This is a genomic window from Streptomyces sp. NPDC020489 (assembly GCF_044386545.1).
In the GTDB taxonomy this organism is placed as follows: domain Bacteria; phylum Actinomycetota; class Actinomycetes; order Streptomycetales; family Streptomycetaceae; genus Streptomyces.
In genome coordinates this window covers 214,795-237,410 of sequence record NZ_JBIRUZ010000008.1, presented here as the reverse complement: position 1 = coordinate 237,410, position 22,616 = coordinate 214,795, and the positions used below count along the sequence as shown (strand labels likewise).

General features: G+C 68.7%; 12 protein-coding genes. 3 read left to right on the top strand and 9 right to left on the bottom strand.

What is annotated here, in order from left to right:
• Nucleotides 1-83 precede the first annotated feature (83 nt).
• The 5 genes from drmB to ACH41F_RS23295 form a co-directional block, all read right to left on the bottom strand.
• The gene (drmB, locus tag ACH41F_RS23315; protein ID WP_398837323.1) at nt 84-1,949 is read right to left on the bottom strand and encodes a DrmB family protein; all 1,866 of its coding nucleotides are present in this window, start codon (nt 1,947-1,949) and stop codon (nt 84-86) included.
• Nucleotides 1,946-5,200: a helicase-related protein gene (locus ACH41F_RS23310; protein ID WP_398837321.1), complete on the bottom strand. Its 3,255-nt coding sequence runs from the start codon at nt 5,198-5,200 to the stop codon at nt 1,946-1,948. Before ACH41F_RS23310 ends, drmB begins: the two co-directional genes overlap by 4 nt.
• On the bottom strand, nt 5,197-7,101 hold the full coding sequence (locus ACH41F_RS23305; protein ID WP_398837319.1) for a UvrD-helicase domain-containing protein: 1,905 nt from the start codon (nt 7,099-7,101) through the stop codon (nt 5,197-5,199). Before ACH41F_RS23305 ends, ACH41F_RS23310 begins: the two co-directional genes overlap by 4 nt.
• Nucleotides 7,098-11,861, bottom strand: coding sequence for a DEAD/DEAH box helicase (locus ACH41F_RS23300; protein WP_398837317.1), 4,764 nt, complete (start codon nt 11,859-11,861; stop codon nt 7,098-7,100). The genes ACH41F_RS23305 and ACH41F_RS23300 overlap by 4 nt, the downstream gene beginning before the upstream one ends.
• Before the next feature lie 114 nt (nt 11,862-11,975).
• Nucleotides 11,976-12,194, bottom strand: a complete 219-nt coding sequence (locus tag ACH41F_RS23295; RefSeq protein ID WP_398837315.1) for a hypothetical protein — start codon at nt 12,192-12,194, stop codon at nt 11,976-11,978.
• Nucleotides 12,195-12,714: 520 nt separating this feature from the next.
• Between ACH41F_RS23295 and ACH41F_RS23290 the strand changes: the two genes are divergently transcribed.
• The 3 genes from ACH41F_RS23290 to ACH41F_RS23280 are packed head-to-tail and all read left to right on the top strand — an operon-like array spanning nt 12,715 to nt 16,760.
• Nucleotides 12,715-14,886, top strand: coding sequence for a helix-turn-helix transcriptional regulator (locus ACH41F_RS23290; RefSeq protein WP_398837313.1), 2,172 nt, complete (start codon nt 12,715-12,717; stop codon nt 14,884-14,886).
• Between the two features lie 3 nt (nt 14,887-14,889).
• Nucleotides 14,890-15,885 carry a hypothetical protein gene (locus ACH41F_RS23285; protein ID WP_398837311.1) on the top strand — a complete coding sequence of 332 codons (996 nt, stop codon included), beginning with the start codon at nt 14,890-14,892 and terminating at the stop codon, nt 15,883-15,885.
• Nucleotides 15,882-16,760: a DUF6339 family protein gene (locus ACH41F_RS23280; RefSeq protein ID WP_398837310.1), complete on the top strand. Its 879-nt coding sequence runs from the start codon at nt 15,882-15,884 to the stop codon at nt 16,758-16,760. Before ACH41F_RS23285 ends, ACH41F_RS23280 begins: the two co-directional genes overlap by 4 nt.
• 30 nt (nt 16,761-16,790) lie before the next feature.
• Here ACH41F_RS23280 and ACH41F_RS23275 read toward each other — a convergent pair whose 3' ends face one another.
• From ACH41F_RS23275 to ACH41F_RS23260, 4 genes are read right to left on the bottom strand one after another with little or no spacing between them, the layout of a single operon-like run.
• On the bottom strand, nt 16,791-18,164 hold the full coding sequence (locus ACH41F_RS23275) for a DNA cytosine methyltransferase (protein ID WP_398837308.1): 1,374 nt from the start codon (nt 18,162-18,164) through the stop codon (nt 16,791-16,793).
• Nucleotides 18,165-18,175: 11 nt separating this feature from the next.
• Nucleotides 18,176-19,177 (bottom strand): DNA cytosine methyltransferase, encoded by a 1,002-nt coding sequence (locus ACH41F_RS23270; RefSeq protein ID WP_398837306.1) that lies wholly within the window; start codon nt 19,175-19,177, stop codon nt 18,176-18,178.
• Entirely contained in the window at nt 19,165-19,563 is a 399-nt protein-coding gene (locus tag ACH41F_RS23265; protein ID WP_398837443.1) for a very short patch repair endonuclease, read from the bottom strand. Before ACH41F_RS23265 ends, ACH41F_RS23270 begins: the two co-directional genes overlap by 13 nt.
• 54 nt (nt 19,564-19,617) lie before the next feature.
• Nucleotides 19,618-22,557 (bottom strand): Z1 domain-containing protein, encoded by a 2,940-nt coding sequence (locus ACH41F_RS23260; RefSeq protein WP_398837304.1) that lies wholly within the window; start codon nt 22,555-22,557, stop codon nt 19,618-19,620.
• Between the last annotated feature and the right edge of the window lie 59 nt (nt 22,558-22,616).

Here is a 22,616-nt window from a genome sequence, read left to right as displayed (position 1 = left end):
CACGACCGCCCCGGGAGGCTGTCCTTCCCGGGGGGGGCCGCGTCCACGACCACGTGGAGAACTCGCCGCTCGCGTCCGGGCTGTCAGTGAGTGAGCACTCGCGCGAAGAAGCCCACGTCCGGGTCGTCAGGTGTGCCGACGAGCAGAGCGCGGTCCAACAGGACGTTGTTGTGCTCGCAGCTCGTCTCAGGAAGCATCACGCAGGCGTGGCAGGCGGCAAGGTTGGTCCCACCGGTGCCGGACGCCTCGGACTCGACGCAGAGCGGATCGGAGGAGCACCACTCGGCGCGGCGGACGGCCGAACGGATCGTCCGGTCGAGGAGGTCCGGCTCACCCTGAGCGACAAGGCCGCCAAGGCTGCCCGCCGAGTCGCTGGTCGCCGTGTAGACGAGCACGCCTGCCATGCCGTCGGCTGCGTACAAGCGCTCACGCAGTGCGGCGGCGGGATAACCGGCCTCCAGGCTCCATTCGTTGATGAGTACGTGGGCCAATGTGTGCAGCAGCACCATGCGCGGCGTGGCCGGGGAAGGGGGAACGCGACTCGGATCCCCGGCGCGCTGTTCCATCACCCGCTGGTGAGCCGTGCGCATCCGCTCGACCCGAGCGGCGACCGCGGCACCCTTCTCCCACGCCTCGAGTCGCCTCTCGTCCAGACGGAGGAAGACCCCCTCGCCCCGCACCTCCATCGCAGGAAGCCATGGGAGAGGGGTGTCGGAGAGCGGTACTTCACAGGGTTCGGTCGTCGCGTCGGGATCAGCGAGCCGAGTGAACGCCGCGAGCGCACGCACCTCGCGGAGCTTCTTCACCAGCATCGGACCCGTGATCCCGAGGGGGTGGAGGACGCTCGTGTCGCCGAGCGGGGTCTCGCAGATGAACTGCTCCTTCCGGGAGCGTTCGCGTTCGTCGTTGCCCGCGCAGAGTCGGTCGTACTCCTTGTTGCGCAGCGCGCGATAGCGGTGGTCGAAGGTGGGCACGTCATCGCCGCTCGGGTCCTCCTCTCGTTCCGCGTCCAAGAGATCCATCACCTCGTCGAGCGGGACCGGGCTCTCTCCGTCGAAGAGAAACTTGAGGGCTCCCGCCACCTCCTCGCGACTGCTGAGACCACGAAGTCGGGGCCAGTGTTCAGCGAGCGGATCGGCGCGGCCGTCGCTCCACGGCGGGATGGAGAGCGCCGACTTCAGCACCGGCTGCCACACGGCCGAGGAACCACGCTGCAACGTGCGCGGAGTCATGCCGCAGGCCTGGGCGGGGACCGACGTACCGAGCCACGGACGCGTGCCACGGCAACGAAGCCCCAGGTCCTTGAGGGCGCTTTTACGGAAGGAGCCCTCCATCGAGACCTCGGGCACCCCGCAGGTGCAGGACACGAGGATCGCGCGCAGTGAGGAACTACGCCCTGAGGTACGCATCTTGAGGGTTCCACCGCACCGTCCGGCAGTCGTGGCGCCGGCACCGGAGCCTCGATGGACCCACTGCCAGTAAGGGAACTCGTCGAGGTGTCCGGCCTCGCAGGCGATCACGAAACGGGAGGGGACGAGGTCGGCTTCGCACGAGCCGCAGATGCTCCGGCCTGCCGGAGGGTTGAAGTCGCGGTGGCGCCGCAGGTCGTTGCACCGGGGACAGGAGTGCATGAGGGGAAAACGACGCACCCGGATGCCGTCCTTGCTGGTGTCCTCGGACGCGGGGGGCAGCCGGAAGTGCTGGACGTCGAGGAGACGGGCAAGGCGCCGTTCATGGATCCGGGGAGACTCGTCGACGCTCCAGTGCTCGTCGGCGCCGTCCAGGCCGGAGACGATGAAGGACTCCTGGTCCACGGCGACGAGCGAGCCCACTCCGTACGTGGTGATCGCCTGAGCCCGACGAACCGCGCCGCGACGGGGCAGGTTGCGGGCGGGCGCGGCGCTGTCCGTGCCGGTCCGGCGGCGACGAGCGGGGGGCGGCGGGGTCATCGGGTTGCCTCCATGAACAGAGCGGACTCGGCGTCGACATCGCGCAGGCTCCACAGAGTGCGCCATGCCTCGGCGTCCTCGGACTCGTCGTCGTACGACTTCAGGAGCGAGGGGGTGCGACTGCCCCTGACAGGCTCGAAGAGGAGGCCACCGTGCGTGTCGGCCTCGTCGCACCACCAATCGACGAACTCGTCGAAGGCGCGGCCCACCGCGTCGACCTCTTCCGGGGCGACGTCCTGGACACGGCTGAGAAGGATGGGCCTGACCTCCTCCCGGAGAAGGTGCTCGTAGGACTCGACCCGGCCCGCGGAGTCGTTGGCGCGGGCGGCCGGGACGAGGATGCGGGCCAGCGCGACGATCACCGCGTGCAGGCCCCGCTCGCGGGCCCGGGCGGAGAAGGGAGTGACGGAGGTGGACTCGACCTCGCGGTAGAGGGCGGAGTGGAAGTGCAGGAAGTTCTCGTAGTGGGAGCGGTCGCGGGAGCGGGTGGCGTTGAGCATCACAGCGACCAACCCCGGGTGGGCTCGGCCGACTCGGCTGGTGGCCTGGATGTACTCGGCCGTGGTCTGAGGCTGGCCCATCACGGCCATGAGTCCGAGCCGGTCCACGTCGACACCGACCGCGATCATGTTGGTGGCGAGGAGGACGTCCACGGTGTCCTCGTCGGGCAGCTTCTTCTCGATGCCCTTGAGCCGGGTGGGGATCTCGCTGGCGTCGATCCGGCTGGTCAACTCCGAGTAGTTGGCCACCGCACGGGCGGCCACGCCCTCGCGTCCGGCGAGCACTCCCAGATACGCCACCACGTCGTCGTGCACCTGTAGTTCGGCCGCGGACAACAGCCGGAGACTGTTGAAGTAGCCGACGAGACTCCAGTACGCGTCGCGTACCTCGTCCTCGGTCCTGGCCTGCTCGGCCCGGTGCAGCAAGGTGGCGTACGTACGGATCAAGAGGGTGGACTGACTGGTCCCGGGGGCCAGGAGCCCGACGTAGCGGCGGCTCGCCTTCTCCTCGCGCGGGGTTTCCACGGCGAACCATGAGTCCCGGGAGTCCAGGCCGGCGGGCGGGAACTGGCGGACGTCACGGGCGAAGAGGTGGCGGCCCTGGTCCGCCGCACGGCGGATGGTCGCCGTGGAGGCGATCACCTTCGGGCGGTCGGCGAGAGCGTCCACCGCGGTCTCGTAGAGGCCGGTGAGCGTGCCCAACGGGCCTGAGATCAGATGGAGTTCGTCCTGGACGATCAGCTCCGGGGGCGGGGTTCGGTCGCCCGGGTCGTCACGGTTGAAGAGTGCGGCGGTGGCCGGACGCCACGGCATCGACGCGAACTTGTCGACGGTGGCGATCACCAGCGTGGGACGGGCGTCGTACACGGCCTCGTCGATCAGGTGGACGGGCAGGCCGTCGTCGAAGGCGCAGTCGGTACCGGGGCAGCGGACGTGCATCCGCTTGGCGTCCTCGTCGACCTCGTAGGCGCGGGCGTCGAGGCGGGTGCCGCACCAGGGACAGGCGTGCAGCTGGACGGGATTCTCGGTGGCGAGACGCTTGTCGAGGTCGCCGCGGAGTTCGCCGAGCCTCTTCTCGGCCTCCGCCAAGGTGTTGGGTGTCGCCGAGCGGCCCACCCACATGCCGATGGAGAACTCCACGAGGCCCAACTCGGGCCTGGTGCGCCGCATGTGCTCCATGGCGCAGATCAGGATGGCGGCACGCTCGAACTGCTGGAGAGTGAGCAGGCGCAGGGTGTAGCGCATGAGCACGGTGACACCGGCGCCGTCGGGTCCCTTGCGAATGCGGCGCAGGAACGACGTGAGGGCGATGAGACCGAGGTACGCCTCCGTCTTGCCACCACCGGTGGGGAACCACAGCAGGTCGGAGACGGCACGGTCGCGGTGCTCGGCGTCGTCGATCCCGGCGAGGCAGAGGAGCAGGAACGCGATCTGGAAGGGGCGCCACCGACCTGCAGTCGGGTCGGGGGAGCCGATGCGACCGCTCTTGACCCAGGCGCTGCGGGCCCGCTGGTCGGCCATGGCGTGGTTGGCGAGCCGGAAAGCCTGCATCAAGTCGGGCTTGGAACCCAGGAGTTCGATGCCCTCCCGCACACGCCCGAGCGCCTCGCGGCACGCCCGCACCTGGGCCCGCGCCGGCTTCTCGTACGTGGTGCCGGTCAGCGCGTCGGCCTCGATCTCCTTGCGGTCGATCCAACGCTCGTAGCCCGTGGCGAGCTCCCTCAGCGCGGCCAGGATCTCGGCGTCCGTCCGCTCCGCCAGGCCGAGCATGGACAGTGCCGAGCTGTCGATCTCCGGGTTGGAGTCGGTGAGCAACACCTCCACGGTGGGCACGAACTCGCTGCGCACCTCGGTGACAGCGGCGGGGACGGTGTCGGTGACGCCGATCGGCGGCGGAGTCCAGTCCCACTCGGCGGCGCAGCCGTGACCGACGGCGAAGGTCGGGGCGTGGCGGTGCAACAGGCGGCTGGTCGCGACCTCGTCGTCATGGGAGGCAGCCGGGGCGGGCCGATCGACGAAGGCGGTGGAGCCGTTGGCGGCGCGGATCGTGAGGCCGCACTGGAACAGGGAGAACGCGTCCTGGAGTTCCCGCTCGCCGACGCGGTGGGTGTTCACCAGGGTGACCGTGACGGTGACCGTCCCGGTCGTCGGGTCGTAGCGCCTCACGTTGACGCGCAGCGCGGCCCCGCCACCGAGTTCGACCTTCTTGTCGGGATCGGGCGTGGTCACGTCGACCGTGGTGTCCGGAAGGACGAGTTCCTTGCGCCGCCACCACTCCCGCTGCTCGGAGACGGTGCGTGCTTCGGCGCGGCGAGCGGGGATCGGCCTGCCGTCGGCATCGGTGGGCTCGTAGACGGCGGCACGCGCCGAGATCACGATCGCCTCGCTCACGGCGGGAGCGACCGCGAAGGTGAGGCCCATGGACGACGGACGCCGGGATCCCGCGGCCCCCACCTCCTGGGCGGTGCCGGACTCCTCGATGTCGTCGCGGGTGCGCTGCGGGGCGATGTCGAGACCGTCCTGCTCGCCGTCGTCCGCGCGGAGCTGCTCCTGCGCGGCCGCGTTCGCCGCGCGCGGGTAGAGGACGCCGGCCAGGTAGCGGTCGATCGGGGCCTCTTCGGTCAGGACCTCGTCCCGGTCCTCCGGTGCGGCGTCCGGAGCGGGACCGAGGAGCTCGCGGCGCAGCCCCACCAAGAGCTCCTCGTCCCGGACCCGATAGTGCTCGGAGTGCCGACCTGTCGTGTGCGTCATGCGCTCTGCTCCTCGTTGTCGTCGGCCCGCCGAAACCTGCCGATGCCGGTGATCCGCGGCACGATCCACACACCACGGTCGCCCAGGCCGGCGTTGACGCCCGCGGCGGTACTCCCCGACACGGTCTCCAGGACGTCGACGCGCAGGCCGTGGATCTCGTCGGGCCACCACGGTTCCCACGTGCGGTTGACCTTCTGCACCTGGAACAGATCCGTACGGAACCGCTCCGACGCCTCGCCGATCTCCCGCCCCTCGTGCAGCAAGGCGTACGGCGGGCTCTGGCACTCCCCCATCGGTAGGTCGTGACGCCTGCGCAGCATCACCTCGTGCCCGGAGCCGACCCGCTCCAGGAGGTACGTTTGCGTCCCCACCGCGTCGGTCCCGTGACCGGGTGGGTCGTCCCGGCAGACGTCGCCCGCCTCGGCGACGATGCCGAACCGGTCGTACGACCGCCACCCACCGACGTATCGGCGACCGTTCTTCCTGCCCCCGGCCCTCTTGATGATCGGCAGTTCGGGAGGAGGGGCGTGGTAGAGGTCCTGGCGGACGCGCGTCATCGCCACGTACAAGGCGCGAGCCTCGGCCGGGAGGTCCAACTCGTCCTTGTACTGCCTCTGGAGCTCGGCGACGGTCGGCGGGGCCAGAACGATCACCCGGTCGAATTCGAGGCCCTTGGCCCGGTGCACGGTGGAGACGACGATCCGCGTGGACTCGGGGTCGGCTGCCTCGTCGGGGAACCTGCCGTCGGTTACCAGGCGCCGCAGCCGTTCCAGGTCGAGCACATTTCGTGCGGCCGAACGCGTCGCCCGCTGCAGCACCGCCCACAGAACGCTCACGTTCGGCTCGTAGGGCAGAGGGATCTCCAGGAGCAGAGAGCGGAACCGGTCCTCGGTGAGGCCCGTCGCCCCGGTGCGGCGCAACAGCTCGGCGACCCAGTACGGCACCGGTCGCTCCTCGAGGGGACGCCTCAGCCGATGCTCGACGCCGTTCTCATGGAGCAGGCCGGAGACCACCAGCGCCTGTCGGTTGTCGCGGGTGAGGATCGCGCAGGTGTCGGCGAGGTTCCGCAAGCCGTCCAGAGTGAACGGGTCGGTGAGGTCGCCCGCCCCGTTCGCGGGCTCCAGGAGCAGGTCGCGCAGTTCCGTGTAGAGGATCGCCGCCTCGTCCGGGTCGCCGACCTGCTGGAGCCGGGGACCGTGCGTCAGCGCGATCCGCGCCTCGCCCGTGGTGGCCCGGAAGTTCTGAGTGAGACGCAGCTCCACCAGGTCGTCGGGGTACGAGCAGCGCAGCCAGTCGAAGAATCGGCCCGTTTCGTCCGAGCGCTCCGCAGGGTCGCCGATCTGGAAGCCGTAGACGGACTGGGCCGCGTCGCCGACCACGGTGAAGCCACAACTGTCCTGGTACCGGTCGAGCAGTGCCTCCGCCAACTCTCGCCGGCCGCCCAACAGATCCTGTACCTCGTCGATCACGACATGAGCGGGCGGGACGGCGTCGCCTGCCTCCAGCGCCCCCTTCTCCACCGCCTCGGCCGCGGCCGTGATCCGCTCGTCGAAGCCGACCGCACCCCACTCGCCGTCCGGGTACGCCTGGACGAGCACTCCGTACGCCCAGGCGTCGAACGTCTGGGCGCGCACTCGGCGGGCCCGCTCGCCGTGCCGCGAGATGCGCTCACGCAACTCCCGGGCGGCGGCCCGGGAGAAGGTGAGCACCAGGATCTCGGCGGCCTCCAGTGTCTCCTCCGGGTCCTCGGCGCCGCACAGCGCGTCGAGCCTGCGCACCAGCGTGTGCGTCTTGCCGGCCCCGGCACCGGCGGTGACCAGGACACGTGCGTCCCAGGGCTGCTCGACCACGGCCCGCTGCTCGTCGGTGAGCGGAGGGCTGTCGAGGTAGGTGTCGGTCACGTACGGCTCCAGAGATGCTCGAACTGGGTGAAGGCGAGCTGGGTGTCGAAGTTCGCGATGTTGTCGCTGACGTTGAGGATCAGGCAGCTTTCCTTGCCGCCGTTCCGTGGCCCGCGCAGTCCCCGACCGATCATCTGCTGGTACACGTTGGTGCTGTAGACCGGCCTGGCCACGACCACGGCACGGGTGGCCGGCGCGTCGAATCCCTGGGTGAGCACACCGTAGTTGGTGAGCACACGAATGCGTCCGTCTCGGAACTTCTCGATGCGGGTGCGGCGATCCTGTGGACTCGTCGTCGAATCCACCGCGGCGGACGGGACACCCTGGTCGTTGAGCATGGCCGCCAGATATTTGGCGTGGTCGACGGAGGTGGCGAACAGCAACGTCGGCCAGTCGTCCGGCAGTTCGGTCACCGAATCCACGATGCGTCGGCTGCGCGCGTGGTCGTCGGCGAGTCGCTGCTCGGCGGAGCGGGAGAGCATCGCCATGCGGTCGGCGTGCGTCTTCTCGTCCCGGGTGAGTTCGATCCGGCCGCCTTCGAGAGTGCGGTGCTCGACCTGGGCGAGCATGCCCCACTCCTGGAGGTCGCGATACGGGTCACCCGACGGGAAGACCCCCTGGTCGAGTCGTCTGTTGCCGAAGCGGTTGACCAGACGGCGGGTCTCGTCCTCGTTGGTGTTGCGGAACGGGGTGGCGGTCAGGCCCAGCAGATGACGACCGGTCTCGTACTGGGTGAGGCCCAACTGGCCGAGGATCTCCGTGTACCGCTTGGAAATGGCGGTGTGGGCCTCGTCCACGATCACCAGCGCGGCCTGACGCAGCCAGGCGTACTGGTCGATGCCCAGGCACCGTTCCAGCTTGGCGTCGATGGCGACCACCAGGTGAGGGTGGTCGACGACGTTCCCCACCTCGTTGCTGCTCCAGAGTCGGCTGATCGTCAGCGGCCGCTCCGCACCGACCTTGCTCCAGACGAACTTCCAGCTCTGTACCGCCTGTTCGCACAGCTCCTCGGTCTGCGCGATCCACAGCACGGGGCCCTCGAGGTCGCCGACCCGCTTCACCCAGCGGATCACGGCCTCGGCGGTGACCCGGGTCTTGCCGGCGCCGGTGGGCAGGGACAGCATGCCGCGCTGGGGGGCCAGCCGGTCGAGCATGGTGGAGATGTTCCGGACCAGGTCCTCCTGGTAGTCGTGGAGGCTCGGGAAGTCTCGCGGGCCCGCGACCGTCTCGAAGGGAGGCGGTGACGGAGTCCGCGAACCGGCGAAGGCGACGGGCAGCCTCAGGTCCGAGACGAACGCGATGGCTGCCGACGACCCGCCGTACGCAACAGGCGCGTTGGGGAAACGGGCCTGGATGTCCCGGGCGTGCTGCTGGAGCACACCGTCGCCGTGAGCATTGAACGCCATCTGTGCGATCCGACGCCCGGACGGCTCCACACCGTCGTGCGCCTGCAGTTCGGCCTCCACGAGACCTTCCGGGAGCCCGGCCCGGAGCGCGTCCGCACCGATCAGCAGCTCGACCTTGGTCACCACGTCCTCGGCCTCCCGAACCGCTGCCTGAGCCGCCTTCAGCTCGCTGTCCCGGGCCATGCGGTCCTGATGCTCCAGCACCGTGCGGCAGCCGGCGGCTCCGAGACCGAGGCCGAGCTCGCGGTCGACGAGCCGCAGCATCGGCTCGGGGTCCAGAGGCACACGGACCTTGACGGTGCCGCCCTGGCGCACGGCGTCCAGGGGGGAGGCGTGCGTGCCGTTGGGCGTGCGGGTGACCGCCTCCAGCTCGGTGCACCGCTGCACCAGGCTGTTCCTGTTCCCGCTGTTCAGACGCTGCCGCAGAGCGGGAAACAGCTCGACCAGCGGCACGGGGTCGCCCTCCGGCACTTCGCGAGTCTCCTTGCTGATCACGTCTGCGAAGCGGAGCATGCCCCACTTCTCGATCATCAGCTCGGCGTCCTGGGCAGTCGGTACGAGCAGCGCCGGGAGCTGCTCGGCGCGGAGCATCCGGTACTCCGCTGCGCCGACGGCGAGGGTGATCTCGTCGTCGGGCCGGGTGCCCCATGTATCGCCGATCCGGCAGCGAGTCAGCGAGTCCTCGGGGAAGTCCGCACCGAAGCGAGTCAGCATCACGTAGGTGGCGCCGACGAACGAGTCGTCCTCGCTGCGGGACACGTCGTCGAGGAGCGCGTCCCAGCGGTCTGCGGGCACCTCGTCGACGGTGGTCGGGAGTCGCAGTTTGCGGGCCTTCTCGGGGGAGACGTCGGCGACCGGGAGCACGTCGCGGTAGTCGGCCAGTTGCGGACCGACGGCCTCCGTCAAGGGCTTGATCCCCTGGGAGGTGGAGACCGTGCCGTGCTTCTTGAGCATCCAGCGGATCGGTGAGATCACCGCCTGCCGGGTGCCGGTCTGCGCACCGACCTGGAGCGTCCAGCTGTCCACCACGGCCTCGTCGGGCAACGCCTTCAGGAAGGCCGCGCGGGACTCCTCGGACAGCGCGCGGAAGATGTGGAGCGGGCCGCCGATCGCGGCACCCTCGAACTTCATCCGATTCAAAGAGGGGCGCGGTGTGTCGGCGGCCAGACTGCGCAGGTAGGCGGCGTGGACGGCTTCCCGGTACGCCTCGAACCACTCCTCGCCCGTCTGGGGCTGCACTCCGCCGGCCGGTCGTTCCCGCAGACCGACCTGGGAGAAGAAGGACATGTCGTCGGAGTGGAACCCCAGGTCGACGGCGACGCTCGGGTCGCGCTCGGCGTTCACCACGGGGCCCGGCAGCATGCAGTCCTCGATCGGCCGGAACCGACCGCAGGTGGTGCGCACGCGGAGCGTCGAGCGAGGAGTGGGGACCCGCTCCAGGACCCGTTGGGTCAGGCGACGGACACCGGCCTGGCGGAACAACTCCCAGAACCGTTCCCAATCCGACGGGGCGTAGTGGTCGAAGCCCTGGTCGAGCACGCTGACGAACCGGCCTTCGGCGTGGGCCTCCTGGATGCCGAGGACGTTGAGGGCGTGGGCAAGCGACGGGTCCTGGGCGATCTCGTCGACCACGTACACGGTGGACTCGCGCAGGCCGCCCTGGTCGACGCGGCGGAACACCTTGCCGGGCACGGGGGGGACGAGTCCATGCTCCTCGGTGAGCACGATGTGGGCCTTGCGGGCCTGCTCGGCGAGGGGGGAGCCGACCTCGATCATGTCCGCGAGGATGCGGACAGCCGTCTTCGACGCCTCGACGCTCCCGCTTTCGACCAGAGCCTCCAGCCACTCGCGGACGTCGGCTCGCTCGTGCCCGGCCGCCTCCAGGACGTGCACGACCTTTCCGGAGCGCAGGCTGTCGACCTCGACGCTGGGGTGCAGCCAGTTCGAGGGGCGACCGGGGCACTCGTGCCACATCCGCAGCCAACGGAGCAGACTCTTGAGGTCTTTGTCAGGGCGCGGGTGGACCTGCAGCGCGGTCGGGACGCGCAGGACACCGTCCTGGTCGGGCAGTGACGGGCCGATCGCGGCGCGACTCCAGATCTCCCGGGTCAGGAACTCGTCGGCCCAGCTGATCGACTCCTTCACGCGGCCGGGAAGCAGCGGGAGGTAGGCGCCGGGGTCCTCTGCGGGGGTCAGGGCGGGCAACGAGTCGACCACCAACTGCGCCGCCACCCGGATCATCTCCTGGTTGAACGGAGAGGAGTCGAGGAGGTTCTGGCGGTCCTCGTTCGTCTTCCACGCGCCGTTGAGGACGCCGCTCAGGGACATCTCGTACTTGGTGGGGAAGAAGGACCAGAACTTGCCGCGTCCACGCGCTCGTGAGCTGACGTACAGACCGCTCTCGGGATCCTTCTCCAAGGTGGGGACAGCCCAGGCGAGATCGAGCGAGAGCCGGTCGTGCAGTTCGCCGGCGTCCGCGCGGGCCGCCGGACCGGGTTCGTGAGTGGTGGTGAACACGCGCCAGCGATCCGTCGCGGTGGCCTTGGCGGTCCGCTCCTCGATCACGGTGTGCAGGTCGCCGCTCCGGTGGGCGGTGAGCACCCGGCGGGCCAGGGGACGGGGCCGGCGATCCTCCAGCACGACCTTCGCGACGTGCGGCGAGAAGAGCTGGAAGCCGACCGGGAACTCCTCACGGGGCTCGCCGTGGTCCTTGGCACGGCCGCCGTGCATGTCCTTGCCCAGCCGGACGTCGGCCTTCGGCAGCAGGGAGAGGCGGACGACCGTCGTCGCCCATGCCAGCAGTTCGTTCAGGACGGGGTCGGCGGCGCGCTCCGCCGCCTCGTCGAGGGGGCGGGCCATGCGCAGGACGGGGGCGTCGAACGTCGATCCGTACCGCTCCCTGACACCGGGGACTGCACTGATCTGCTCGTACGACCAGGCGCGGTCGAATCCGAAGCTTCCGGTGCGGCTGAAGAATTCCGGTGCGTCGGTCACCACGAGAACAGATTTCACGCCGACGCCGAATCGCCCGATCTGACCTCCGCGCTTCTTCGACATGCTCATCCGAAGGATTGTCTCGGCGCCTTCCGGCGTGATCGGATTTCCCTCGTTCGCGCAGTAGAGATGTGACTCCGTGAGGACCACGTGAACCCGACCGCCCGGCTCGTCGGCGATTTCGTCCGCTGCGTTCTGAACGAGTTCGAAAAGCTGGCGATCGCCATATCCGCCCTGCGTGATACGTCGCTCGCCGTTGGCGTGTTCGGCCACGAGTCCAGGGTCCACGGCGTAGGTCTGCAGGACGCGGGAGGATTGTTCGAGAACGGTTTGGATCACCGGAGAGGACGAAGACGACACTGCTTCTGCGCTCCTGGGTTATCGAGGTTCGACGAAAGCGTGAGCGACGGGACGACTGCTGACATCAGCCGGCCCGTACTGGGAGACCTGGATCCGTGGCTCGCCATTGCCTGGTCAGGCCGTGGTGGAGGCGTCGTCCGGCAGATCCTGGACAGCCTTCGCCAAGTCGGGGAATCCTTCCGCGAAGACCTCTTCGGACAGGTTGTATCCATGGAGAATCTTCACGACCTCGACCCTGCTCTTGGCCGTATCAATTTCCAGGTAGAACGAACTCAATTCCCGGGACGAGTGCAGGAGGTCGCTGTGACAGTATTCATCCATGAAGTGGTCCACCCCTGTTCGATATGCCCTGATCGCACAGGGGTTTCAGGTGCACGTGCCCCCGTGAAAAAGTAGAAGTAATTGTTCCTGGGTGAGCAGATTTTCTCGGCGATCACGCTACCGGGTGGACCTGTTCGAGTGTCAATGATTTTTGGGGAATTGTTTCTGCGCAAGGTTCGGTGCTGAATCCGGGCGCACTTCTCCCCAGGCCGCCCGTCCTCCCCGATTTCGAGGTTCACGAGCGGGATGAGACCCGCCATCGTCACCGAAGTTAGCGGTAGTCACTCCGAGGTGCAACCCCGAACTCCCTTGCCGCTGAGGGGAGTTGACCTGCCCGCTCGTCGAGGCCCGCAGAGGCCGAGGGCAGAGTGGTGCGAGATCGTCGATTCTGAGCAAATCGGGCAAGAGTTCAAGGTGTTCGAGGTCGTCCAGCCCGATCAACTGTTGGTTGACGCGCCCGAGTCTGTCAAATTAGCCTCATGGTGTGCGGCACAGGATCCGCATGTGACTCCGAGGGAAGAACGGGTGGCACGTGGAGACAGGTGAGGAGTTCGGGCCCTGGCTGTCCCGGCAGCTCAAGCTGGCAGGGAAGACGCAGGCAGAACTCGCCGAGGAGCTCGGTCTGACCCGGGCGGCGGTCTCCGCCTGGATCACCGGAAGGTCGACACCTCGCCCGACCGTCATGACCGACATCGCCAAGGCGCTCGGCACCGACGTCGGGACGGTGCACACGCGCACCACCGACACCCAGGCCGGCCTCCCGGTCATCTGGCACCACCGCCGCGGCTACCTCGACGGTGGCCGGGACATGGGCAACGCCGCCGCCTTCGCCTTCGACGCCGATGTTCAGGTCCTCGCTCGCGAGACCTGCCAGAACAGCCTCGACGAGCGGCTGGACAACGGTCGTCCCGTGCGCGTCCGCTACACCCTGCACGAGCTGACCGGCAAGGCACTGGACGACTTCCGAGAGGCGATTCTCTGGAACGAACTCTTCCCGCACTACTCCGCCGTCTCGGAGAGCGCGGGTCACCAGAAGGTCGGGCGGGTCGTGGACGCCGGGGTGCGCGACATGTACGAGAAGGGCCGCCTGGTCCTGTTGCGGGTCGACGACTACAACGCCTCCGGCCTCACCGGCGACGACTACGCGGACGGCAAGTTCGCCGCCGTGGTCCGGCGGCAGCTGGAGAGCCTCAAGTCCGGGCACAACGCGGGCGGTTCGTACGGCCTGGGCAAGGCGACCCTGTGGGCCACCAGCGCCCTGGGGCTCGTGCTCATCAACTCGACCCTGTCCGAGGCGCACGAGGGCCGCAGAGAGCGTCGGCTCATCGGCCGACTCGAACTGCCCTGGCGGGAGGTCGACGGTGAGGCCTTCGCGGGGCCCGCCTGGCTCGGTCGCCCCGATCCCGACTCACCGGGCGCCGATGTCACCCGCTCCTGGTGGGCGGACGAGGAGACCGTGGCACGCCTGCACCTGACACGGGAGAACGACGAACCCGGCACTTCCTTCCTCATCGTCGGAGCGCACGACGTCGCCAGCCTCGACGAGAAGTCGTCCGACGCATTCGAGGTCGACGACGAGACCATGGACGCGGAGGACGAGGGCGGCGAGGACACGCGGGACCTCCGCAGGATGCATCGGCGTCTGGTCAAGGCTTTGGGACGCGACTTCTGGGCCGCCATGACCGGCGGTGGAGGCAAGCTGCCTCGTTTGGAGGTCTTCGTCCGCGCCGTACGCAACGACGGTGAAACGGTCGTGGAAGAAGTGCAGGTGGACCCGTCCGTCGAGCAGCCCACCCGGACCCGTGCCCTGCGGGCGTACTACGAGGGCGCCACCGTGGACCGGCTCACCGAGGCCGGGCAGGTGGCCGCGCGAAGCGTTCCACTGAAGCTGCCTCTTCTCGGAGGCGCCCGCGGAACTCTCGGGACGCACCAAGCGATCCTGTTGGTCACGGAGTCCCTGACCGACGCGGAGCGGGAGAAGGACGGGCTGAAGAACCAAATTCACTCGCTTCGGGGCAACGGCATGACCGTCAAGAAGTCGACGGTCCCGAACCTGCCGCTCGGGGCGAACCCGTTCCAGGCCGTGCTCCTGGCAGGTGAAGCCGCCGGGGAGACAGCTGCCTTCGCACAGGAGGCCGAGGAGTTCCTACGCGCCGCAGAACCGCCTGAGCACGATCGCTGGGGACAGACGGAGGAACTGACCCTGCGGTGGTCACCGTCCGCGTACCGGCGGATCAACGCCTTCACCTCCGAGGCCAACACCGCTGCCAGGGACCTCGTCGCGCGGCCGAAGCGCGGTGGTCGCGAGGGCGGGGAAGCCCTCCGCAAGGCATTGACCGTGAAGAAGAGGCCCAAGGCCAAGGCGCCCGCCGGGCCGGTGGTTCCGGAGCTGAGCGGCCTCGACGCGACCATCGGCGACGACGGGGAGTGGCGGATCACCGCCGAGGTGAGCATCCCGCGCGGCGACGAAATCGTCCCTCTGGTGCCGGTCGCCCAGTTGGACGTCCGCTCCGGCGGCCGCCCGAAGCTGGACTGGGCGGAACTCGTGGCGGTCGAGGGCTGCGAGGTGGAGGACGGCGTCCTTCGGTTCACCCCCGGCGCACGGCGCGCGAAGTTCCGAGGGGCCACCGATGTCACCAGCCATCCGGTCAGGACCGCTCTCACGCGCCTCGTCGTCGAACTGCGCGCCGGCAAGGGGGAGTGACCCGTGAAGTTCTACCCGTACAAGAGGCTCAACCGACCGATCACGCTCAGAGTGACGTCGGTCTCCCTCAGCCTCCCCGACGGTACCCGCGACCAGCTGGAGACCGCGGCCTACTCGACCCAGCAGCAGGCCGTCGCCCTCGGCATCGCGGGCCACGCCGACTGGGTCAGCGCCACGATCAGCCTCTCGGCGACGCTCCCGCCGGGGGCGAACGCGCCGGACGCGGCCTGGTCCGACCTGCACGTCCTCGCCGTGCTGACGGACGGTGAGACCAACGTACGTACGTCCGTGAACCTGACGCGTGACGCGGAGGGCGGTCTGGACTGGTCGGGTTCCCTGCAGGTGCATCGGGACGACCACGTGGGACGTGCCTCGCTCGCCGTCCACGCCGTCGGGACGGTGGACGGCGTGCAAGGACGTTCGATCGCCGAGACCCACCAGAGCTGGACTGTCGACACGGTCTCCGACGAACCGGTGAGCGGACTCCGACTGGACGTCCAGAAGGCCTCGTTCACGAAAAGCTCCCGCGAGCTGCTGCGGGCCTGCGCTGACGCGCCCTGGATCGTGGACGTCTCGGCCAGGGTGCCCACCGTGTTCGTGAACACCGATGTCGAAGGTGTTTATGGACTGCTGGACAGCAACGGTTCCAGCGTCGACAGCAAGGTGCGTGATCTGTTGGTCGCCCAGATGGCCACCGACGTCTGGACGGCGGTGTTCCACGGCGCCATCGGCGATCTGGAGGTGGAACCCGGCGGCGGTCCGGTCTTCCCGACCGACTGGCAGGGCGAGGTGCTGCGGGAGATGCTCCCGGACGTGATCCCCGGGGTGCACGTCGAGGAAGCCCTGCGACAGGTGCATCGCCGTCGTACCGGCGACTCGGGTTGGGCGGAACTTCAGACCCGCATCCACTTCGCGGCGGTTCGTCGTGCCGATGCCAAACGAGCGCTCGCCTATGCCATCCGAAGCCTTGAGCAGATGAACCGAGAGAGTGACACGTGATCACCGCACCGACCCATGTACCGGAGCGCCTGGCGCTGCTCGCCGCCTCGGACGTCGATCCGTTCCTCACCGAGGCGCTGCTCAAGGCCGAACAGGTGCACGGCGGCATCGATCTCGCCAAGGTCGTCGAGCCGCTTCCCGAGGACGACGCCAGGTGGTCGGTCGAGCCGATCCGAAGCCTGGTGGAAGATGCCATGTTCGCGTTCCGGGGTGACCGGACCCGTGCCGACGCCTGGCTCGCGCCGCGACTCCATGCCACGCTGCGCCTGACGCGGCGAGAGGCCGCTGACAAGCGTCTGTGGAACCATCTCGCCTTGGCGGTCGCTCCCGACTACGTCGCTTGGCGCCATCTGTCGGAGCCGAAAGCGGACAGGCCGGAAAGACGCATCCCCGCCGAGCGGTTTCGCGGACCCGCGGACCGTCAGTGCTTCTCTCGTCTGTGGTGGGCGGCCGAACTCTTCCGGAACGGGTCGGACTACGAGCCGGTGGTGATCGCCTGCGGAAACCAGGACCTCATCCACAGCGTGTTGAAGAAGGAGATGATCGACCACCGGCCCACCGCTCAGGCTTTGATCCGCCTGCTGAACAGTGGGCTGGTCACCACCGGTCGGCAGGTCGACGGGCTCAGCGTCGCGATCAACGCAGCAGGCGCGACCCTCGTGTACGACGTGCTCGGACCCGACGAGCCCCGGGACCCGGCCCGACTGAGGGACTGGATCGCAGCGGCGGAATCGGCCCCACCGGTGGATCGACACAACCTCCCGGAAGGGCCCGACGAGGACCCCGCTCCGGAAGACTCGGTGGTCGCGCTCACCGAGTACTTCGCCGAGCTGTTCGAGACTGCGCCGATCAGGGGCAGGAAGAGCGAAGGGTGACCGGGCCCCCGGTGCCGCACTCGTGGGGAACTACTCCGCCGGCGTCTTCTTCTTCGTCCTGCGCGGACGCTCGGAAGAAGGAGGCGCCACCTGGTCCTCGGACCGCGGGCACCTGGCGGTGCAGTCGTCAGGTGCCCCACAGCCGTCGCTTCGCAGTTTGGCCCGCTTCTCCTCCGAGGCCGGCTGCCACGGCTCCCTGAGCACCTTCGGGTCCGGTGCGGGAAGACCGAGCGCGGCGCTGAGCAGATGCGCCCCGAACAGCGGCGGTACGGCATTGCCCACCTGTTGTGCCTGCGCCTTGCCGGACCACGGATAGTCCGGTGGGAAGCTCTGCAGCATCCCCGCCTCGTTCATGCTGAACCGCGGACCCTCGTAGACGATCTCCTCGTCGAGGTGCTGGAAGACCACGAAACGGGAGATGCGGCCGGTGACGGTGAAAGCCGGTTGCTGGTCGCTCCGGACCCCACGCCTCCCCGAGACTCCGGAGCTGCCGTAGTTCGAACGCACCAGGAAAGGAGTGACCCGCCCGGGGTGCGTGCCCACCGGGTCGGCGAGCACCTCACCCATCGACCTCCAGGGCTGCAGGCTCTCGACGCCGCTCACATGGCCTTCGTCGATCTCCGGCGCAGTGCCCTCGTCAAGGGTCGGTTGACGCGCTTGGTCCGCAGCCTCTGCTTTCTTGTTCTTCCGGTTCCACTCCTTGGCGTCGTAGGAACGGTGGGTAGGAACCGGAAGCGAAGGGGCGACGAGTCCTTCACGGCGGGCGATCAGGACGGCGCGGGATCGCCTCTGGGGCACCCCGTAGGCCTCGGTGTCGAGAACGCCGACGACGACCTTGTACCTGGTGCCGTCGGGGAGGCCTGTCTCCTGCAGCACCTTGGCGTAGTGATACCAGAGCTCTTCGACCGCAGGGACCTGTTCCAGGACGATGACGTCGTACGGGCGCCTGCCCCGGTTCGGGCTCCTCGTCGCCTGGATGGCGTATCGGAGGGGCTCCAGGACCAGCGCGGTGCGAGGGTCGCTCAGCGTCTTGAGCTCCTCGTCGATCGCCTCGTCGGGTTCGCCTGCCGTCAGCCTCTCGATGTACTTCTTGACCTTCTCCAGGTTCTTGCGCCCAGCACCGTGCCCGGCCACCGAGTAGGTCTGGCAGGGAGGGCCACCGGCGAGGACGTTGATCTCTGGCGGCAGTGACTCGAAGGCGTCCCTGCGCACCGCGCTCACGTCGGCGTGCAGGGTGTCCAGTCCAGCCGCGTATCGCGTCAGACATGCGCTCTTGTCCCACTCGATGCCGAGACTCGGGATGTCGAGCGCGTGTCCCGCGACGTCCAGCCCCCCAGGGCCTGCGAAGAGATCCAGGACAAAAGGCTTGTCGAGGATGGACTGGTGGGGCGCCGTGCTGGTCATGAGGTGGAAGTCTAGCCGGCCGCGGAGATCGCCGAATCCGGATTCCGCTCCAGGGCGTGAGCGATGGCCAGACCGAGTGCCTCACCGACCTGAGGAGGGGACGCATGACCGATCTGCCGGTACCGGGGCGTCTTCTTGCCCGACACCGTCCAGTCGTCCGGGAACCCCTGCAGGACGGCGGCCTGGTCCACGGTCACCTGCACCATGCCGCCCGTGCCCTGTTCCGGGTCCCACACGAATTCCGGTCCGGGAGGCTCGTTCCCGAGTGACTGGGCGTTCACTCCCATCGTCGCCCACTTGCGCTTCGTCCCCCTGGGGCCGAGGTCGGCCCCGCCACGGTTCTTCGACCCGCCGACCAGCGTCGGTGCGACCGAGGTCGCCTGAGCCGCCCATCGCTCGGCGTCCGGCCAGCCGCGGGATCGCATCGACGGGCCCAGGGCTTCGCCCACGGACACGTGCTCGGTCACGGTCGGTGCGGGCGGGCGGAACCCGCTGAACCACTGCCGCTGGATGGCGACGAGGACACCCTGCTTGCGGTCCTGCGGAACGCCGAAGTCGGCGGCGTTGAGGACGAACCAGCTGAACTCGTAGCCGAGGTGCTCCAGTTCGGCACGGGCGAAGTCGCGGAATTCACGGAACTTGTCCGAGTCGGCCAGGCCGGGCACGTTCTCCAGGAGCAGTGCCCGGGGGCGGATCGCATGCACGAGATAGACCGTGGCCTTGAGCAGCTGCTCCTCCCGGCCTGTCTCGGTCCGGGTGATCGTGGCGTTGGACTTCACTCGCGGCAGCCCGGCCGAGAGCAGATCCACGTCCTGGCTCTCGGGATGTTCGCTCGGATCGAAGTCGACGAGGTCCGCCTGCAGCACGTTCCAATGGGGCCGGTTCATCGAGAGGGTGCGGCAGGCGTCCGCGTCCTCGTCCAGGAGCAACGTCGGTCTGTATCCCGCTCGCTCCAGCCCGATGGCCAGCCCGCCTGCTCCGGCACACACGTCGACAAACGTCAGATCCCCCACTGCCCGCCCTCGCTCCTTCGTCGCATCACGACTCTACGTACCTCGTCGGCCACGTGCCGGGGAGACTCGTGCTCCCAGAACCGCAGAACTTCCCACCCTTGGGCCCGAAGATGCTCGGTGGTCTCGACATCCCGGGCCATGTTGCGATCGAGCTTCTGCCGCCACCAGTCCGCGTTGGCCCTGGGGTGAGTGGCGTGTACGGGACATCCGTGCCAGAAGCAGCCGTCGATCAGGACCGCCACCTTGGCCCGGGGGAATGCCACGTCGATCCGGCGTCGGGCCATACCGGGCACCGGGTACTCCACGCGGTAGCGCAGGCCTGCCGCGTGGAGCAGGCGCCGTACCGCCAGCTCGGCCCCTGTGTCCTTGCTGAGCTGCCGGGACATACGGGCGGAGATCTCCGGTGAGGAAGGTCTCAAGTCGTTCACTGCTGTCGCGCCTCAGGGCCGTACGTCGTCTCGGTCGATGACAACTGCATCCTGCCGGCCCGAGTCGATCGCGCGGAACCGGACCAGCGGGCTGCCTGGCCCCACCGACGACTTCGGGGCCACGACGGAGAAGGCCATGACGAGGTCGCGTGGTTCCACCGATCCGTCGGCTGTGAGCCTGAACTCGGACTCGACCACGGGGTAGAGCACCAGGGCGCCCCTGCGGGGACGGACGTGTTCCTCGACGGCCGCGCTCCCGGTCGTCGTGACTGCACCCGCGATCCGCAGTGCGGCGGCGCGATGCTTCGGCTCGCTGATCCCGCCGAAGAGCGGGGCACGACGACGTGTCCGTCGAACAGGGGTGAACGGACCCCGCCCCAGGATGCGACCCTGCCTGCCACCGGCGGCGGACTGCAGAGGCGTGATCACGAACCAGTCGTCGATCGTCGCCGGCTGTTGCCCTGCCCGCAACAGGAACTCGAGATGCGGAGAGAACCGACTGGGGACGGACCACCGCAGGTCGCACAGCACCTGCATCAGCGTCTCGTGGGACACCGTTCCCACCCGTGCCTCGTACCCGACGTCGTCCCCGACCGCCAACCGCACCGGGGCGTCGCCCAGCGCGGCCAGCACCGGCTCCCAGGCCTCCGTGTTGTGGGCCAGTTCCTCCGGGGTGTCCGGGTAGGCCGTGGGTTCCACCCACGTTCCCGGCGACCGCACCTCCACCAGCTCCGCGTTGAACATCTTGTTCCGGGCCGACGGCTTCACCCACGACAGATGCTGGGCCACCAGCGGTGGGATCTGTGCGGGCGTCACCTGAGGACGGCCGTCCACCAGCGGCGCGTACCGTGCCAGTTCCGCGCGGAAGAGTTCCTCGTCGCGGCAGATCGCCTCGAAGGCCTCGTACAGGTCGACCGTCCTGGCGTTGCGGCTTCGGCCGAGAGTTTCCTCGCGACCGATGTACAGCCGTACGAGATCCCGGTATCCCGGCCGGAAGCCGAACCAGCGGCCCATCTGCATCAGCGTGTCGGCCTGTTGGGTCGTGCGGCGGTAGTAGGAGATCGTCAGGCCCTCGACCGTGAAGCCACGGGAGAGCTTGGTGCCCCCGACAAGGATCTTCCAGACGTGCTCGGTGCGGTCGAAGTCCAGGTCGGGCTGGTCGTAGTCGCGTTCGCTGGCACCGTTGACGACGATGGCAGGAGTGCCGCCCTTGCTGATGAGCTGGTGGGCGCGGGAGATGTACGGCTTGAGATCCGCATACGTCTTGGGCGTGGGCAGGGCGCCGTCGGCGTAGGTGTGGAAGTCCTTCTCGAAGAGAGAGGCCAGACGGGTGTGGCCTTCGGTGCCCTTGTACGCCCCGTTGTGCCACATCGTGCTGATGCGCTGAGCGAGCGCGGCCTGCTCGGCCATCCTGACCGACTCGTGCACCAGCATGGTGTGGTGGCGGAACGGTCCCTCGGGAAGGCCGTGCGCGGTCCGGTAGAGCTTGAGCGCTCCGGTGAGCACGAAGGCGTCCATGGCCTCCTGGAGGCGGTCGCCGGTGGAGTCGTAGATGCCACGGACGTGAGCCGCCTCGGCCTGTCCCGTCCCGTCGTCGTCCAGGTCGTGAAAGTCCTGCACGCCCATGTAACCGGTCGGACGAGGGAGCGAGATGAGGAAGTCGCGAGGGAAGATGTCCTCTTCGTCCCCAGGGTCGACGAACACGTTGGCGAACGGGGTCGCCGTGTAACCCACGTACTGCGCCCGCGGCAGGAGCTTGAGCAGTTGGGAGATCAGCCCGTTGATCGCCGTGCGCTCGGTGGCACCGGCCTCCCACTTCTTCGGGTCCAGGGTGTTCACGGACGCCTGGTCCGACTCGTCGTCGATGATCAGGGCGGGGAGTTCGCCGAGCAGGCCGTGGATCTGCTTCAGGTCCTTGACGATCTTGGTCAGGACGGACTTGTTCTTCTTCACCACGAGAATGCGAGCTGCGGCGTGATGGAGGTTCGCGGGGTCGTACAGGGGGCGAGTGGGTTCACGCTTCTCGAACTCCAAGGCCCGGATGCCTTGCGCCAGGCCCTTGTAGTCGTCGTCCCGGGTCGTCAGGCGCTCGATGTCGAAGGCGCCCAGGGCGGAGGGGCGCCCGCCGTGCCGGACGAAGTCGGGCCAGTCGGCGTCGTCGTCACTGACGTAGTCCACGCCGACGAGGGAGTCCAGGTCGTTGATGTCCGAACCGCGCAGGATGTTCTCCTGACCGATCAGCTCCATGTCGAGGCGGCGCTGTGTCTGTGCGCGCAGAAGGTTGAGGGTGCCGCCCAGGACGATGACGAGGCGGTAGCCGGCATCGATCGCCTTGGCGGTGACGCCGGTGAAGTTCGCCGTCTTGCCCGACTGGACGTATCCCACGACCAGGCCCTTTGCCTGTCGCGCGGCGACCTGTTCGGGGTCGGTGAGGCGTTCGACGACCGCACGGCTCGCCTCGTCCAGGCCGGCTGTCGCGGCTTCCGACCAGCCCTTGGCGCGGAGCTTCGCCTCGTACGCCTTCCAGTAGAAGCACCGAGCAGCCGTGCGCTCCGACGTGTACCAGGGGGTGAACTCGCGAGTGATCACCGTGGGCCCAGGAACTCTCGCCACCGGGACGGCGTCGTCCAGCGCTTTTCGCAGGTCGCTGCCGAGCCTGAGCCGGTCGTAGACGACCGTCCGTCGCGCATCGGTGCGGGCGGGGGTGTCGAGCGCCCACTGTGGCTCCTCCGCGAAGTCCCACGCGGTGAGATGGCGGCTCCAGAGGGCTGTGAGTGCCCCGTCCTCGCCGACCAGAATCTCGTGGAAGCGCTCTTCGCCGAGATCGGCGTCCGGGTGGTCCTCGTCGGCGGCCAGCGCCGCCCAACGCTCGAATTGCTTGGGCCCGTTGACCATGCCGGCCAGCGCGGCAGCGTGGATCTCGAGGAGGACGTCGGCAGGGGTGTCGCTCATGGGAGGGGCCTCACTCGGCGATCAGTGGGGAAAGGAGAGCCAGGGGTGCTGCGCCACGG